This window comes from Natranaeroarchaeum sulfidigenes, assembly GCF_017094485.1.
GTDB lineage: Archaea > Halobacteriota > Halobacteria > Halobacteriales > Natronoarchaeaceae > Natranaeroarchaeum > Natranaeroarchaeum sulfidigenes.
Genome location: NZ_CP064786.1, coordinates 82561 through 97281 on the forward strand (window position 1 = coordinate 82561; position 14721 = coordinate 97281).

Here is a 14721-nt window from a genome sequence, read left to right on the forward strand (position 1 = left end):
CTGGTTCGGGATTCAGTCCGAAAAGAGGCTGGTGTGGACCGGCGCGAACTCGCTTTCCTCTCGCGGATCGTCGTCGGTGTCGGTCACTGCCTTCCCCTCGACGCCCGAGTCGAGAAAGTCCGCGACCGGCGGGCCGACGCTGTCCGGTTCGACGAGGAAGGCGTCGTGGCCGTGATCCGACTCCACGACGTGGTGGGCGACGTCGACGTCGGCCTCGCGGAAGCTCCCGGCTAGCGCTTCTGCCTGCTCGGTCGTGAAGTGCCAGTCGCCGGTAAAGCTCATTACGAGCGCCTCGCCGGTGTAGGCCGCGAGCGCGTCGGCGTCGTCCTCGTAGCCCGACGCGAGATCGTAGTTGTCCATCGCCCGCGTCAGGTAGAGGTAGCTGTTGGCGTCGAAGCGGTCGACGAACTTGTCTGCCTGATAGTCGAGATACGACTCGACGTCCCGGTAGGGGAAGAAGGCGGCCGCGGCGTCCGTCGGGAACGGCTCGCCGCCCGCATCACGGCCCGCCGCGCGACGGCCGAACTTCTGGCTCATCGAGGCCTTCGAGAGGTACATGACGTGACCGATCTGGCGAGCGAGCGCGAGGCCGTCCGAGGGCGGCTCGTCGTCATAATAGTAGCCGCCGTTCCAGTTCGGGTCAGCGCGGATCGCCCGCCGTGCGATGGCGTCGAGCGCGAGACACTGCGGGTCGACCCGACCGGCGGTCGCGATGGGGATTATCCGCCGCACGTCGTCGGGGTACTGCTTCGCCCAGTCGAGCACGTTCATGCCGCCGACGCTGCCCCCGACGACCGCGTGGAGTCGCCCCACACCGAGGGCGTCGAGCGCCTGCCGCTGCGCGCGGGTCCAGTCGCCGACGGTGACCGGCGGGAACTCCGGCCCGTAGGGCTCGCCGGTTTCGGGGTTCGTACTCGCCGGGCCGGTCGTCCCATAGCAGGAGCCGGGGATGTTCACGCAGACGACGTAGTACTCCTTCGTATCGATAGCCTTGCCGGGCCCGACGATGTTCGACCACCAGGCGTGGGCCTGCCCGCCAGTGGGCTGGGCGTCGGCCGGCTCACTGTCCAGCCGGCGGTGCCCGACGTGGGCGCTCCCGGTGAGGGCGTGACAGACGAGAATAGCATTGTCGCCATCGAACTCGCCGTAGGCCTCGTAGGCGACTTCCAGCTGGGGAATCGACTCGCCACACTCGAACTCGAACTCGCCAAGCGAGAGGACGCCGGCGTCGGCGTTCATCGACACCCCTCCGTAACGGCTGACCGCGCCGCCGTTGGCAGTGTCCCAGTCATGTTGCTGTCGCCTCCTCGATCGCTGCCTCGATGTCCGCGAGGATGTCCGCGGGGTCCTCGATGCCGACCGACAGACGCACGAGGTCGGGCGTCACACCCGCCTCTTCCTGTTCTTCGGGCGTCAACTGGCCGTGAGTCGTGCTCGCCGGGTGGATCACGAGCGTCTTCGCGTCGCCGATGTTCGCGAGGAAGCTCGCGAGCTCGGTCGCCTCACAGAAACGCTTGCCAGCCGTGTAGCCGTCTTCGAGGCCGAACGCGACCATGCCGCCGTAGCCGCCGTCGAGATACCGCGTGGCGTTCTCGTGGGTTTCGTGACTCGCCAGGCCGGGATAGGAGACCCACGCGACCTCGTCGTGCTCGGCGAGGTACTCCGCGACGATGGCAGCGTTCTCACAGTGTTTCTCCATCCGGATCGGGAGCGTCTCGACGCCCTGTAGCGTCTCCCAGGCGTCGAACGGTTTCTGCTGGTTGCCGAGGCTGCGCAGTGAGCGATATCGGACTGCTGCGGAAAAGGGTGCCTCGGGAAAGTCCCGCGTGAAGTCGGTGTCGTGATACGCCGCGTTCTGGCCGGCGATCTCCTCGTAGCCGCCCGCGGCCCAGTCGAACTCGCCGTCCTCGACGAGGACGCCGCCGACCGTCGTTCCGGAGCCGTGGATCCACTTCGTGGTGGACTCCCAGACCACGTCCGCACCGTGCTCGAACGGACGACAGAGCGCGGGCGTCCCGAAGGTGTTGTCGACGACCAGCGGGACGTTCTGGGTGTGAGCCACGTCGGCGACCGCCTCGAAGTCCGGGGTCACCAGCGAGGGGTTCCCGATCGTCTCGACGTGAACGTAGGCCGTGTCCTCGTCGATGGCCTCCTCGTAGGCGTCGATGTCGAGCGTCGGGACGAACCGAACCTCGATCCCGCGCCGTTTCGCCGTGTGTGAGAGGTACGCCGAGGTCCCCCCATACGTATCCGTCGAGCAGACGACGTTGTCACCCACCTCGGCGAGCACGAGCGTCGCGGCGTCGAGTGCGGCCATGCCGCTGCCGGTCGCGACCGCCCTCGACCCGCCTTCGAGTGACGCCAGCCGCTCTTCGAGCATCGAGACGGTCGGGTTGCTCATCCGGGAGTAGATGTCCTCCTCACGGTCGAGCGCGTACAGCTCCGCGGCGTGGTCGGCGTCGTCGAAGACGTAGGAGGTCGTCTGATAGAGTGGCGGCGCGCGCGAGCGGGTCGCCGGGTCCGGCGACTGCCCCGCATGGAGGCTCCGCGTCCGAAACTTCGAGAGATCCCGGTCGGTCATGTGTACTGTGCATATATCCCCACACTCCTATAACTGTCAGTTACGGCAATATTCGCAAATATTGTCGCTTGTTTGCATGACTCATGCTGTTTTTCACGTTCTGGGAACCAGAAAGCATTGCTTCTATCTCTGTCGACAAGAGTTCACGTGAACCGTTGTTTTGTGGCCGCTTACTCCAGTTTAGTGGTCTCCTCACGCAATGGACCGACTGCAGAGCCGGCGAATACTACCAAACCGTGTTAACGGACGTTAGCGACAGTGTATCGCCCGTCTTCAGACCGATAAGGGAGATACTGCAGCGGGTTGAGGAACAGCGACTGTACGGCTGACTGTTTTCGCTCCGTGATTTCCGGGTAGCACCGATCTACCGCTATCTGCTTCCGTTTCGGGATCCTGAATGTGTCTTTCTCACAGGGATCGCAAATTTCTCCGCCTTCAGGATGAACGGCCCACATTTGCTGGAGTGAGAGGGGATACATCAGTGTGGGTTGTACGCGTTTTCAACGATGACACGAGATTACTCTCGTCGTGATGCACTGGGGCTTCTCGGTACTGGCGCTACTCTCGGACTTGCGGGCTGTTTCGGCGACTCCGACTCCGCGGTCCGGATCTCCGGCGGTGTCGGCCCGCTCCCGATGGTCGAAGTCTGGGCAGACCTCTACGAAGACGACCACGACGTCTCGTTCGATATCAGCGGTGGCGGCACCGGGGTCGGCGTCTCGGACGTTCTCAACGAGCAGGTCGACATCGCGATGATGGGTCGCCAGCCCGACGAGTCGGAGATCGAGCAGGGGCTGTTCGCGGTACCCATGCTCATCGACACAGTCGTCGGGACGGTCAACGAGAACAACCCCGTCCTCGACGAGATTCAGGAACACGGGCTCTCCCGCGAACAGCTCGAAGCGATCTTCACCCGCGAGATCACCAACTGGGGCGAGCTTTACGACACCGACGTCGACGAGGAAATCACCGTTTACGGTCGCTCGGACGCCTCCGCGGCGTACATGCAGTGGGGCGACTTCCTCGGCGGCGAGGACCACGCCCACACCGAAAACGAGATGGAAGAATGGGCCGATGGCAACCACGACGGCGATCAGCGCGTCGCGCAGGCCATCGGTGACGACGAGTCGGCCATCTCGCTGAACAACATCAACTACGTTTACGATCTCGAAAGCGGCGAACTCGAGGGCGATATCCGGCCCGTCCCGATCGATCTCGACGGCGACGGCACCCTCTCCGAGGAGGAGGATTTCTACGACACGCGTGAGGAGTTCCTCGCCGCCGTCGAGGATGGGATCTACCCAGCGCCGCCAGCGCGGGAGATGTTCCTCTCCTCTGACGGTGCGTTCGAGGACGAGGCCCACGAGTTCGTCGAGTGGGTTCTCACCGAGGGCCAGCAGTACGTCTCCGACAACGGCTACGTCCCCCTTGAAGAGGATCGACTCGACGAAGCACAGACGAACCTCGCCGAGGGACCGTGATCCGGAATGGCCGAATCGACTGACACTCACCGACTCGGACGGCGACTCCGCATCGAGCGTGTCAGCGAGCTCTGGCTCCGGGTTGCGGGCTACTTTGCGATCGCGCTGTTCGTTCTGATCGTCTTCACGCTGGTCCATCGCTCCCTGCCGCTGCTCTCGGAGTACTCCGTCGTGCAGATGCTGACCTCCACGGACTGGAACCCCGAACAGAACAGCTTCGGGTTCCTTCCCGCGATCGTCGGTACCGTCTACGTCGCTGTCCTGTCGATGCTGATGGGAACGCCGATCGCGATCCTGACGGCGATCTACATCGCCGAGTACGCCGAGGGACGCACGAAGACCCTCGTCTCCTCGTTTATCGACGTGCTCGCGGCAATCCCGAGCGTGATCTTCGGCCTCGTTGCGCTGGTCGTCGTGGTGCCGCTCGTCGGTGACTATCTCGCGCCACTCTTCGGGTCCAGTGCGACTGGCCTGGGCATACTCACTGTCAGTCTCGTGATGGCGATCGTCGTCACGCCCTTTATGATCTCGCTGTCGGTCGAGTCGCTGGAAGCGCTTCCTGACGAACTCCGCGAGACGTCGCTGGGCGTCGGCGCGACCAAATGGGAGACGATCCGGTCAGTACTCTTGCGTGCTGCAGGCCCAGGGATCTTCTCCGCAGTCCTGCTCGGTTTCGGCCGCGTTTTCGGCGCGACGATCGTTCCGGCGATGCTAATCGGCGGGCAGACACAGATGCCCGACTCGCTGTTCGCAACGGGCCAGACCCTGCCGTCACTGATCGTCAGCGACTTCGGCGAGCTGATGTCGATCCCGATCACCCAGTCGGCACTGATCTTCGTCGGCCTGATGCTCGTCGTCGTCGTCTGGCTGTTCAACTTCGGCGCAATGTTGCTCCAGCGGCGACTTCGACGGAGGTGGCAGTACTGATGGACCGCTACGCGAAACAGCGTGCGTTCGGCGTGCTCGCCAGAGCCGCTGCCGGACTCGTCGTCTTCGTCATGGTGGTCGTAATCGGTGTGACGATCTTCCGCGGCGGTCGCGTCCTGCTTGCCGATCCCTCGATCGTGATCTCCCCGCCCGGATCGCGCTACGAGCTCGAAGGGACGGGCGGGTTCTTCCACGCCGTCCTCGGCAGCGCGTTCATCGTCGGTCCGGCGACCGTCGCTTCGATGGTCCTCGCGATCTCGACCGCGACCTACCTCCAGAGCGATTACTCCAGCGAGCGGTTCTCGGACGCGGTGAACATGTTCCTGAACGTTCTCTGGGCGACGCCGCCGATCGTCTACGGTGTGTTCGTCCTGACGATCGTCATCGCGGTCGGTGCCCGGACGAGCCTGTTTTTCGGCATCATCGCGATCGCCGTCTTCCAGTACCCGATCATGACCCGGTACATCGACGAGGCGCTCCGGTCGGCCCCTGACACCGTTCGGGAGTCGACCTACGGGCTCGGAGCAACACGGTTCGAGACCGCAACGATGACTGCCCGCGCGGCCCTGCCCGGAATCGTCGCGGGCATCATCATGGGGTTTGCCCGCGGGATCGGCGACGCGGCGACGGTCCTCTTTACCGCCGGTCGCAGCACCAACATGCCCAGTGGGCTCTTCGAGCCGGCGACGACGCTACCGGTTCTGATCTTCGACAACTCGATGTCGTTCAACGAGGAGGTACAGGCCCACGCATACGCGGCGTCGTTCGTCCTGATCGTTGTCGTGCTTGGCCTGATCGTCGTTTCTCGGCTACTCGCAGGGCGCTTCGCTCAGTACGTACCCGGAGGGAGACACGCATGACACGACAACCAGCGATTCGAACGGAGAACCTGTCAGTAACGTACACCGGAAACGAGGACGTCGAAGCCGTCACGGGCGTCGACATCACGTTCCCGGAGAACCAGCTAACCGCGATCATCGGCCCGTCGGGCTGTGGGAAGTCGACACTGCTGAAGTCGCTCAACCGGCTCCACGAGATTCAGCCCAACGTCGAGATCGAGGGCGACGTGGTGCTCGGCGAGTCGTCGATCTACGACACCGACGATCCGGCCCCGGAGATCCGCCGCCGGATCGGTTACGTCCCACAGACGCCGACACCGCTTCCGCTCTCGATCTACGAGAACGTGGCCTACGGCGTTCGCCTCCACGGCGAGTACGAGTCGAGCGAGGAGCTCGACGGGATCGTCGAGACGTACCTGAAGAAAGTGAATCTCTGGGACGAGGTTCACGACCGTCTGGATACCCCTGCGGCGTCGCTCTCGACGGGCCAGATCCAGCGGCTCTGTCTCGCCCGCTCGCTCGCGGTGGAACCCGAGGTCCTGCTCTGTGACGAGGTGACCTCGGCGCTCGATCCGATCTCCGCCGAACGCGTCGAGGAGACGCTCATGGATCTGAAAGACGAGTACACGTTCATTATGGTGACTCACAGTATGAACCAGGCCAGGCGGCTCGCCGACGATGTCGTCTTCCTGTATCTCGGCGAGGTCGTCGAGCGCGGCGATGTCGAGTCGTTCTTCCAGGACCCCACCCACGAGCGGACGAAACAGTTCATCGGTGGCCACACTGCAGGCCGCGGGACGGATGACGAAGCAGATGGGGCCGAGGACGCTACGGACGGGGCGGATTCGGACGTTGACGGCGATACGACCAGATCACCTGCGATGGTTGAAAAGTAGCGCCCCCGATTCGCATCCCGAAAATACTGGGAAACGCAACAGGTAACCGGATCGCTTCCGTACGTCTCCCCGTGTCTTCGACGCGACGCGAACGGCTCCTGCTCGCGGCGGTCATCTACGTCGTCTTGCTCGCGCAGGTACTACTGTATCCTGGCCTCGGCGAGCTCGTTGCGACGCTCGGTGCGACGACCGACTTGCAGCCACGCATGTGGTTTCTCGGTGCCGAGTTCGCCGCGTTCATCGTCTTTGTCGGCGTCTGGGGGGTAATCAGCGATACAACTGGTCGGCGGGTTCCGTGGATCGTTCTCGGCGCGCTTGGGGGTGCGCTCGGCTACGGCCTGCTTGCGATCCTTCCACGGCTCTCGCTTGCCACCTTTGAGATAGTCCTCTTGTTGCGTGTCCTGCAGGGGGCCGCGACCATCGGTGCATTCTCGCTTGCGATTACGATGCTGATGGATCTCGATGGAGGTCACGGCCGCAACATGGGTGCCGCAGGGATCGCTATCGGTCTTGGAACCGCCATGGGCGCGCCGATCGGCGGCCAGCTCGCGGAACTCTCCCCCCTTGCGCCGCTGTACGCGGCCGCCGTCCTGCTGGCATTCGTCGGCGTACTCGTCTCGTTCGTCGAGGATCGTGCACCCCAGGGGCGACGAAGCACGCGCGAGGCGCTGGCTACGATCCGGCGGACGCCGACGCTATCGATTCCCTACGCGTTCGGAATGATCGATCGAATGACGGCGGGCTTTTTCGCGCTCGTCGGCGTCGCGTACTTCGAGGCGACCTTCGATCTCTCGCCCGGTGAGAGCGGGATCATGCTTGCGCTGTTTTTCGCCCCCTTCGCCCTGCTTCAGTATCCGCTCGGCGCGCTCTCGGACCGGATCGGTCGGACGGTACCGATCGTCGTCGGCTCCTCGCTGTACGGGCTCGGGATCGTTGCCATCGGGCACGCCGGGACGGTCGAACTCGCCGGCGCTGGCATGGTCCTTATCGGCGTTCTCGGCGCACTGCTCGCACCGGCGACGATGGCGCTCGTTACCGATGTTGCCACCGACATCGACCGCGGTACGGCGATGGCTGGGTTCAACTTGTTCGGCAGTGTCGGGTTCCTCGCGGGCTTTCTGGTTGGCGGCGCTATCGCGGACGTCTACAGCTATCCACTGGCGTTTCTCGTTGTCGGTGGACTAGAAATACTGATCGCGCTCGTCACGCTGCCGGCCTTTCTCAGACTTGGGATCGGCGACGTATCGGCGTCTTCGGCTAGCCCGTCGGAGTAGCCAGAGGGCGTGGGTCGTCACCTTCAGCAGTTGTCGTATTGACCGTCATTACCGGAACTGGCGCGGTTCTGACCACTTTGTCGGCAACGCTCCCGACGATCGCACGCCTGAGTCCACCACGTCCGGCGGTTCCCATGACGATCGCATCGATCGGCTCGGTGCTTGCGTATTCGACGATCTCATCGGCCGGGGTGCCGGTTCGGACGGCTACGATGGCATCGAGGCCGCGATCCTGTGCGTCTTTCCGCAGTGTCAGGGCACGATTGCTCGCCCGCTCGTGGAGCCGTTCGCGGATCTCTGCGGTGTCATCGCCCTGTGCGATCCCGGCCCACACACTATCGTCCGCAACCGAGAGAACGTGGATCGACGCGTTGCACTGCGCTGCGAGATCGAACGCCCGTTCTGCGGCGGCTTCGGCCGGGTCGCTGCCGTCTGTCGGCACCAGATATGTCTCGAAGCTCATAGCTAGACCGATCCGGAATGTCTGTATAGCTGTTTCGTCCGTTCTCACGTTTGGATACTCGACCCTGTTCCATATATCGATATTTGGTTTACGTGTCGGTCGAAGACAGCAAACCGGATCAGTCGGACTACGATCAGGCGTCGCTTCGCGCGCCAAGCGTCACCGACACTGACTGCTCGACGCCGTCCCGAACTACCGTCATCGAAATCGTCTCGTCCGGACTCGTTTCCAGTGCCAGGTGCGACGAGAACGCGTTTTCGTCCGGGATCTCGGTGCCGTCGATACCGGTTACGACGTCTCCTTCGGGACTTTCGGGGCTCGCGTTCGTCTCTAGCTGTCCATCGGCTGGGCCCCCTGACTCGACGCCTGTTATCAACACACCACGGGCAGCTTCGAGGTCGTTCGCATCAGCAACTTCGGGGGTGACCGGTGTGAACTGAACGCCGAGATACGAATGATCGTACTCTCCGGTTTCGATCAGCGACGGGACGACACGGCGAGCTAGCGCAGCGGAGATTGCAAACCCGATGTTGTCACCCCCACCGGCGAAGATCACGCCCTCGACACCGCCGTCGAGATTGACCAGCGGTCCACCGCTGTTGCCCGGATTTACGGCAGCGTCAGTCTGGATGGCATCGGGGATGTTGAACTCCGTCGGGCTCGGTAGCGAGCGCTCGACACCGCTGACGATACCACGCGAGACCGAGGCATCGAGTCCCAGCGGATTACCGATCGCGACGACCTCCTGACCGACGGCCGCATCCGTCTCCGACAGCGAGAGCGGCGTTGCCGATTCCGGTATGTCCTCGACGTCGAGCACCGCGAGATCGCTGTGTGGGTCCGTTCCGACGATCTCTGCCGAGCGCCACTGGCCCCCCTCGAACTGGATGTCGATCTCGTCGGCTCCGGCCACGACGTGGTCGTTGGTGACAAGATGCTCGTCATCGTACACGAACCCGGTGCCCTCTCCCTGACCGAACTCCGAGCCGGTCACCTGAACGAGGACGACAGAGTCGATTACCGTCTCGTACACCGCCGTGTAGGCGTTTTCATCGCCGTTCTCTACCTGGGGAGCGGTCGCAGTCTCCTCCCCGTCGTCTCCGGGTTCCGGCGTACCCACACAGCCTGCGATCCCGCCGACGAGGACCGCACCTGTCGCCGACAGGACGCGTCGCCGTGTCGTTTCCCTGTCCGTCATATTCGTGGTCTAGGCCGCCGAGCGGATATATGAATCGCCGAGGGCTCGGTTCCGATGCCGAAAGATCACTACTTGCGGCGTTTCGGCCAGTTTTTGTGTCCGACCCGCCTTTGACCCAGTATGACAGAGTTCGACCCAGAGAAGTTCGAGGACAAGTACGTCCACTACTTTCCCGAACTCCAGCGCGCATACAAGAACGCCTTCGAGACGATGAACGACGCGTACGACTCCGAACTGATCCATGCTATCGACCAGCAGGTGCTCAACGAGAGCGAGCCCTTCTACGATGACGGCGAGTTCCGGATCGAGCTCCCGGAGAACCCGACCGAGCGCGTAACGGCCATCGTCGTCGACGAGGACAAACTGGAGCGGACTCTCGAGATCTATCTCGACGAGATCGAGGCGGAGCTCGAACGCGTGTTCGGAGTGAGTGAGTAGGTCTCTGGGGCCGACTCCAAAGGTCTAAGGACGCTGGCTACGTACGGAGCGACATGAGCACCGAGACGACCGAGGGAGACGACCTAGAAGAGCGCGTAGCGAATTTCCTGCGTCGGAACTTCCCGCAGATCCAGATGCACGGCGGCAGCGCGGCGATTCAGGATATCGACCGCGAGACTGGCGAGGTCCATATCCAGCTCGGCGGCGCATGTAGCGGCTGTGGTATCTCCCCGATGACGATCCAGGCGATCAAGAGCCGGATGGTAAAGGAGATCCCCGAGATCGAGAAAGTCCACGCCGGAACCGGCGATGCCGGTGGACACGGCGGCGGTGGCGGTATGAGCCCCTCGTTCCCCGGCGAATCCAGCGGTGACAGCGACTCCGACGAAGGTCCACAAGCACCCTTCTAGGTTACTTTTTGTCGGTGTTTTCCCGTTCCCAGGCCCTGATCAGTGCCGTCAGCGTTCGGTTCACCGGCACGTCGATTCCGTGGACTTCCGCGCGTTCGAGGACGGCTCCGTTGATCGCTTCGATCTCCGTGCGCCGACCGGCGAGCACGTCCTGATACATCGAGGACTGGTTTCTCGCGGTCGCGTCGATTACCGCATCAATCCTCGATAGGACGGTGTGGCTGGACAGATCGGCCCCCTCTGCTCTGGCGACGTGTGCCGTCTCAACTGCGGCAGTACGGGATATCTCGCTGGCTGATCCCTCGCCAAGCACCCCATTTCGAACGCGTGAGAGTGCTGTAACGGGGTTGATACCCGCATTGACCGCCAGCTTCTCCCAGAGCTTCCGGGACATATCCGGCACCGCGTTGGCCTCGATGTCTGCCGCTGTGAACGCCTCGGCCACGTCCTTTGCGACGGACGAAACACCACCGTCACGCGGACCAAGCGTTAGCTCTCCATGTCCGGTACAGTCGACGTGTCCGGGGCTATCGAGCCGAGCGCCGTACGTCGCCGTCCCGGCCAGCACGGGACAGTCGAGATGCTTGCTCAGGGTTTCCTCGTTTCCAATCCCGTTCTGTACGGACAGTGCGACGTCGAACTCCCCGGTAGCGAGCGTCCGGGCGGCATCCTCGGTATCGAAGCTCTTTACAGTGACGACGACGAGATCCGCCGCCAGTCCTGCTCCGTCCGTCGTTGCCTCGGGAGCCACGGTTCGGTCGAACCTGCCAGTGATAGAGAGCCCCTCGGATCGGATTGTGGAGACGTGGGGGTCACGACCGACGAGTGTTACTCGATGTTCGCTGGCGAGAAGCCCTCCCAGTAGACTCCCCAGACTTCCCGCTCCGAACACGACGATTTCCATACCCGACGTGAGCACCACGCGGCGAAAAAGCTAATCTTCCGTCCAGTAGTACAGCTCCTCGCCACCGGCGCCGCAGGCCGGACACTCGTCTGGCATATCCTCGATCTGTCCCATCTCGCCACATTGCCAGCACCGCCACATTAGGTTCTTTTCGCCGTAGCTCTGTCCCGAGCGAAGACGATCGACGGACTCGGCCTCGGCATCCGCATCGAGCCGGACGTAAAACCCACTATCGTCGAATCCGCGAACGATGCCGAGCTTCGTTCCGTCGTCGTTGTACACTGACGTGCCCAGCGAGACATCCGATGTCGTTTGCTGGCTCATATGGTAGCGTACGACATGATCGGATATAAACGTCGCATAGCACGAAATGGTGTTTTCGAGCAACTGATACGAGTGGATGGGGGTCATCGGAACCGGTGTATAAACCACATACAGCTATACTGAATCACTATCCGGTCACTTGCCCCTGTTGGCCACGGGCGATTCAGCCGGAGCGGACATTTCACTCCGGTGCACGCAGGAAGAGTCCGGCGACACCGGCGGTGAGCGCCAGCGCCCCGCCGAGCAGGAACGCCGCGTCCCACCCGACGACGCCGACCAGCCACCCCACCACGCCGCCACCGAAGACGCCACCCCAGAGCTTCCCCGAGTACACCAGCGAGTAGTTCGTCGAGGAGTGTCTGGGTCCGTAGTAATCTCCCACGAGGCTGGGAAACAGTGAGAACTGTGAGCTCCAGAAGAACACGGCGACGGCGACCGTGAGTACGTACCCGACGCCGCTGTCGAGCCCCGCGAAGAGAACGATACCAATCGTACCGACGCCACATGCCAGAAACGAGAGTGCCGTAACGCGTTCGCGCTCGAACCGATCGGAGAGCGCACCGACGACCAGGCGACCTCCCCCCGAGGCGATCGGCAGTACAGTGGCGGCGACGGTTGCGACGCCAGCTGTGAGCCCGGCCTGTTCCGCATAGAGAATACTCCGGGCGGTGATCATCAATCCGGCTGCGCTCACCGCAACGAACATGAAGTACATCACCCAGAACTGCCAGGTGCGGACCATCTCTCGCCAGGAGTACTGCCCCCCGTTGTCAGTCGTTGGCCCGTTCCCCCCATCGGCAGCCCGCTCGTCCGTTGACTCGTGCCAACCGATGGGAGGGTCTCTGAGGACGACGGTTCCCACGACGATTCCGACCACAATGAGCACGCCCATGCTCCAGAGGCCGGTTGCAAGCGCATCCACGTCGACCATGTAGCGAACGAACGGGACGAACGCGGCGCTGCCAGCCGCGAAGGCCATCGTCCCGATCCCGGTTGTCAGCCCACGCCGGTCCGGGAACCACTTGACAGCGGTGTTGACGGCGACGGTGTAGACCATCCCAACGCCGACCGCGCCGATCCCGTAGGCGGCGTACACCTGCCAGAGCTCGTTCGCGAACGCGAGCGCGATGTATCCGCCACCAGCGAAAAATCCTGCGGCGAGCGTCACCGCCTGTGGACCGTACCGATCCCGCCACCATCCGGCGGGAAACTGGATCATCGACATCACGACAACGTACAGTGTAAAAACGAAGCCCAGCGCCGAGAGCGAGGCGTCCAGCTCGGCCGCGAGCGGCCCCTCTAGCGACGACCACACGTACTGATACGGGCTTACCAGGGCCATCATGACCGCGGCGGCGGCGATCTGCCACCATCGCGAGTAGCCAAGCAGTGACTTCGCTCGCTCGTCGGCAGTGTTCACGTGCCAACGAGAGACGAGCGTGGTAAAAAAACGTCCTATAACGACTCAAAACTCCGAGAGCTCGGACTGGGATTCCGCGCTCGGACGGTCCCCCTCGTCGACGTCACCGGCGGCCCGCGATCGACGCCCCGAGAGGCTTGCCCGGCGTCTGATCTCCGGATCCTCCAGCGCTTCCTCCGCTCGGTCGACCAGCTCCGCGAGGATCGCTCTGGTCTCCTCGCGGCGGCGCTCGAACTCGACGACTGGATGAGGGTAGTCCTCGCCGATCCGGACGTCACACTCACGCTGGACCGACAGGGGCGTCTTCTCGGGCCGGTCGAGATGTTCGGCTGGGAGGTCGGCCAGTTCTGGTACGTATTTTCTGATGAACTCCCCGTCGGGATCGTTCTCCCGGACCTGCTTTCGCGGGTTGTAGATCCGCAGCGGGTGGACGCCGACCAGCCCAGACTGCATCTGCCACTGCTGGTAGTTGATCGCTGCGTCCGCGTCGATCAGGTGCCGGTAGAACCAGTCCGCACCGATCTTCCACCAGCACTGCAGGATGTACGTATAAAACGTCGCACACATCGCCCGCATCCGGAAGTTGAGCCAGCCGGTCGCTTCGAGGGCACGCATGCTCGCGTCGACGAGTGGAAATCCGGTCCTGCCCTCCTTCCACGCATCGACGAGGTCGGGATCGTGTCGGCTCCGGAACAGGCCCCGGAACACCGGGTTGATCGCCCGATCGGTCGCAGCGGGCCAGTCAGCCAGTTTCTGTGAGAAGTGGCGGTTCCAGAAGAGTCGTTCGACGAACAGCTCGCGTCCCCGGCCCTCACGACCATGCTCGGTGACGTAGCTGTAGGCTTCCCGCGGCGAGAGACAGCCAAGCGCGAGATACGGCGAGAGATGGCTCGTTCGCTCCTCGGCGGCGGCAGGCGGCGAGATCCCGCCGATGTACTCGTCGAGGCGCTCGGTGAACGCCTCCAGTCGCTCGTGAGCGGCGCGCCAGCCGCCGGTCGGGACACCTCGTTTACTCGGCTCGACGCCGTACCGCCGCTCGATCTCGTCGGTCGTCACTGCGGCGTCGACCGTCCCAAAGTCCGTCTCGGGAATCGCCAGCGGCTCCCGCTCGAAGTAGGCCTCCGCCTGTGCCTGCCAGTCGTAGGCGCTGCGGGGACGCTTGGACCAGTCGATCCCGTCGTCGGCGATCGGCGTCACTTCCTCACGCTCGAACAGCCGCCTGTCGCGTTCGTGGCCGTACCGCCCGGTAACGCTCCTGTTGACGTAAACCCTGTCGACGTCCAGCGCCGGCAGTACGGTGGCCGGATCACCGTGGACGGTGGCGAGTTGCCCGCCGTGCTCGCGGTAGCCCTCGCCGAGGGCGTCGATCGACTCGTGGAGAAAGCGGATCCTGCTGTCACAGGCAATCCCGTCGTAGAAGGTCGGGTCGAAGACGAACACCGGCACTGGCTGTCCATCCGCGGCCGCCCGAACGAGCGCAGGGCTATCTCGCAGGCGCAGATCGTCGCGGTGCCACACGGCGATTCGGTCTCCCATCGACGGTGGTTAGGAACCGACCGTGAAAGG

The 14721-nt window shown here is 63.5% G+C and carries 15 protein-coding genes; 7 read left to right on the top strand and 8 right to left on the bottom strand.

The features are described 5' to 3' along the window. Window positions 1–12: 12 nt before the first annotated feature. Both metX and AArcS_RS00450 read right to left on the bottom strand, forming a co-directional pair. Window positions 13–1239, bottom strand: a complete 1227-nt coding sequence (gene metX / locus AArcS_RS00445; protein WP_238478464.1) for a homoserine O-acetyltransferase MetX — start codon at window positions 1237–1239, stop codon at window positions 13–15. Window positions 1240–1288: 49 nt separating this feature from the next. Further along, the gene (locus AArcS_RS00450; protein ID WP_238478465.1) at window positions 1289–2581 is read right to left on the bottom strand and encodes an O-acetylhomoserine aminocarboxypropyltransferase/cysteine synthase family protein; all 1293 of its coding nucleotides are present in this window, start codon (window positions 2579–2581) and stop codon (window positions 1289–1291) included. Window positions 2582–3087: 506 nt separating this feature from the next. Between AArcS_RS00450 and AArcS_RS00455 the strand changes: the two genes are divergently transcribed. From AArcS_RS00455 to AArcS_RS00475, 5 genes are all read left to right on the top strand, one after another. Then, window positions 3088–4062: a PstS family phosphate ABC transporter substrate-binding protein gene (locus AArcS_RS00455; RefSeq protein WP_238478466.1), complete on the top strand. Its 975-nt coding sequence runs from the start codon at window positions 3088–3090 to the stop codon at window positions 4060–4062. A 6-nt stretch (window positions 4063–4068) separates the two neighbouring features. Continuing rightward, window positions 4069–4989 carry a phosphate ABC transporter permease subunit PstC gene (pstC, locus tag AArcS_RS00460; protein WP_238478467.1) on the top strand — a complete coding sequence of 307 codons (921 nt, stop codon included), beginning with the start codon at window positions 4069–4071 and terminating at the stop codon, window positions 4987–4989. Continuing rightward, window positions 4989–5849, top strand: a complete 861-nt coding sequence (locus AArcS_RS00465) for a PstA family ABC transporter permease (protein ID WP_238478468.1) — start codon at window positions 4989–4991, stop codon at window positions 5847–5849. The genes pstC and AArcS_RS00465 overlap by 1 nt, the downstream gene beginning before the upstream one ends. Beyond that, window positions 5846–6724, top strand: coding sequence for a phosphate ABC transporter ATP-binding protein (locus AArcS_RS00470; RefSeq protein ID WP_238478469.1), 879 nt, complete (start codon window positions 5846–5848; stop codon window positions 6722–6724). The genes AArcS_RS00465 and AArcS_RS00470 overlap by 4 nt, the downstream gene beginning before the upstream one ends. A 71-nt stretch (window positions 6725–6795) precedes the next feature. Next, window positions 6796–7998, top strand: a complete 1203-nt coding sequence (locus AArcS_RS00475; protein WP_238478470.1) for an MFS transporter — start codon at window positions 6796–6798, stop codon at window positions 7996–7998. Here AArcS_RS00475 and AArcS_RS00480 read toward each other — a convergent pair. Together AArcS_RS00480 and AArcS_RS00485 are read right to left on the bottom strand one after the other, a co-directional pair. Continuing rightward, window positions 7982–8461, bottom strand: coding sequence for a universal stress protein (locus tag AArcS_RS00480; RefSeq protein WP_238478471.1), 480 nt, complete (start codon window positions 8459–8461; stop codon window positions 7982–7984). The two genes, AArcS_RS00475 and AArcS_RS00480, sit on opposite strands and share 17 nt — an antisense overlap. A gap of 133 nt (window positions 8462–8594) precedes the next feature. Continuing rightward, window positions 8595–9659: a S1C family serine protease gene (locus tag AArcS_RS00485; protein WP_238478472.1), complete on the bottom strand. Its 1065-nt coding sequence runs from the start codon at window positions 9657–9659 to the stop codon at window positions 8595–8597. A gap of 120 nt (window positions 9660–9779) precedes the next feature. Between AArcS_RS00485 and AArcS_RS00490 the strand changes: the two genes are divergently transcribed. After that, window positions 9780–10097, top strand: a complete 318-nt coding sequence (locus AArcS_RS00490) for a DUF5783 family protein (RefSeq protein ID WP_238478473.1) — start codon at window positions 9780–9782, stop codon at window positions 10095–10097. A 53-nt stretch (window positions 10098–10150) separates the two neighbouring features. Beyond that, entirely contained in the window at window positions 10151–10507 is a 357-nt protein-coding gene (locus tag AArcS_RS00495; RefSeq protein WP_238478474.1) for a NifU family protein, read from the top strand. A 1-nt stretch (window position 10508) separates the two neighbouring features. Here the strand turns inward: AArcS_RS00495 and AArcS_RS00500 are convergent, their stop codons facing one another. From AArcS_RS00500 to AArcS_RS00515, 4 genes are all read right to left on the bottom strand, one after another. After that, entirely contained in the window at window positions 10509–11411 is a 903-nt protein-coding gene (locus AArcS_RS00500) for a ketopantoate reductase family protein (protein WP_238478475.1), read from the bottom strand. A 30-nt stretch (window positions 11412–11441) separates the two neighbouring features. Then, window positions 11442–11735 carry a DUF7130 family rubredoxin-like protein gene (locus AArcS_RS00505; RefSeq protein ID WP_238478476.1) on the bottom strand — a complete coding sequence of 98 codons (294 nt, stop codon included), beginning with the start codon at window positions 11733–11735 and terminating at the stop codon, window positions 11442–11444. A gap of 181 nt (window positions 11736–11916) precedes the next feature. Beyond that, the gene (locus AArcS_RS00510) at window positions 11917–13080 is read right to left on the bottom strand and encodes an OFA family MFS transporter (RefSeq protein WP_238480029.1); all 1164 of its coding nucleotides are present in this window, start codon (window positions 13078–13080) and stop codon (window positions 11917–11919) included. Between the two features lie 120 nt (window positions 13081–13200). Next, entirely contained in the window at window positions 13201–14691 is a 1491-nt protein-coding gene (locus tag AArcS_RS00515) for an FAD-binding domain-containing protein (RefSeq protein WP_238478477.1), read from the bottom strand. Window positions 14692–14721 lie beyond the last annotated feature (30 nt).

Coding starts and splice junctions, on each gene's coding strand:
- metX (WP_238478464.1), bottom strand. CDS start 1,239: ATGAACGCCGACGCCGGCGTCCTCTCGCTTGGCGAGTTCGAGTTCGAG.
- AArcS_RS00450 (WP_238478465.1), bottom strand. CDS start 2,581: ATGACCGACCGGGATCTCTCGAAGTTTCGGACGCGGAGCCTCCATGCG.
- AArcS_RS00455 (WP_238478466.1), top strand. CDS start 3,088: ATGACACGAGATTACTCTCGTCGTGATGCACTGGGGCTTCTCGGTACT.
- pstC (WP_238478467.1), top strand. CDS start 4,069: ATGGCCGAATCGACTGACACTCACCGACTCGGACGGCGACTCCGCATC.
- AArcS_RS00465 (WP_238478468.1), top strand. CDS start 4,989: ATGGACCGCTACGCGAAACAGCGTGCGTTCGGCGTGCTCGCCAGAGCC.
- AArcS_RS00470 (WP_238478469.1), top strand. CDS start 5,846: ATGACACGACAACCAGCGATTCGAACGGAGAACCTGTCAGTAACGTAC.
- AArcS_RS00480 (WP_238478471.1), bottom strand. CDS start 8,461: ATGAGCTTCGAGACATATCTGGTGCCGACAGACGGCAGCGACCCGGCC.
- AArcS_RS00485 (WP_238478472.1), bottom strand. CDS start 9,659: ATGACGGACAGGGAAACGACACGGCGACGCGTCCTGTCGGCGACAGGT.
- AArcS_RS00490 (WP_238478473.1), top strand. CDS start 9,780: ATGACAGAGTTCGACCCAGAGAAGTTCGAGGACAAGTACGTCCACTAC.
- AArcS_RS00495 (WP_238478474.1), top strand. CDS start 10,151: ATGAGCACCGAGACGACCGAGGGAGACGACCTAGAAGAGCGCGTAGCG.
- AArcS_RS00500 (WP_238478475.1), bottom strand. CDS start 11,411: ATGGAAATCGTCGTGTTCGGAGCGGGAAGTCTGGGGAGTCTACTGGGA.
- AArcS_RS00505 (WP_238478476.1), bottom strand. CDS start 11,735: ATGAGCCAGCAAACGACATCGGATGTCTCGCTGGGCACGTCAGTGTAC.
- AArcS_RS00510 (WP_238480029.1), bottom strand. CDS start 13,080: ATGATGGCCCTGGTAAGCCCGTATCAGTACGTGTGGTCGTCGCTAGAG.
- AArcS_RS00515 (WP_238478477.1), bottom strand. CDS start 14,691: ATGGGAGACCGAATCGCCGTGTGGCACCGCGACGATCTGCGCCTGCGA.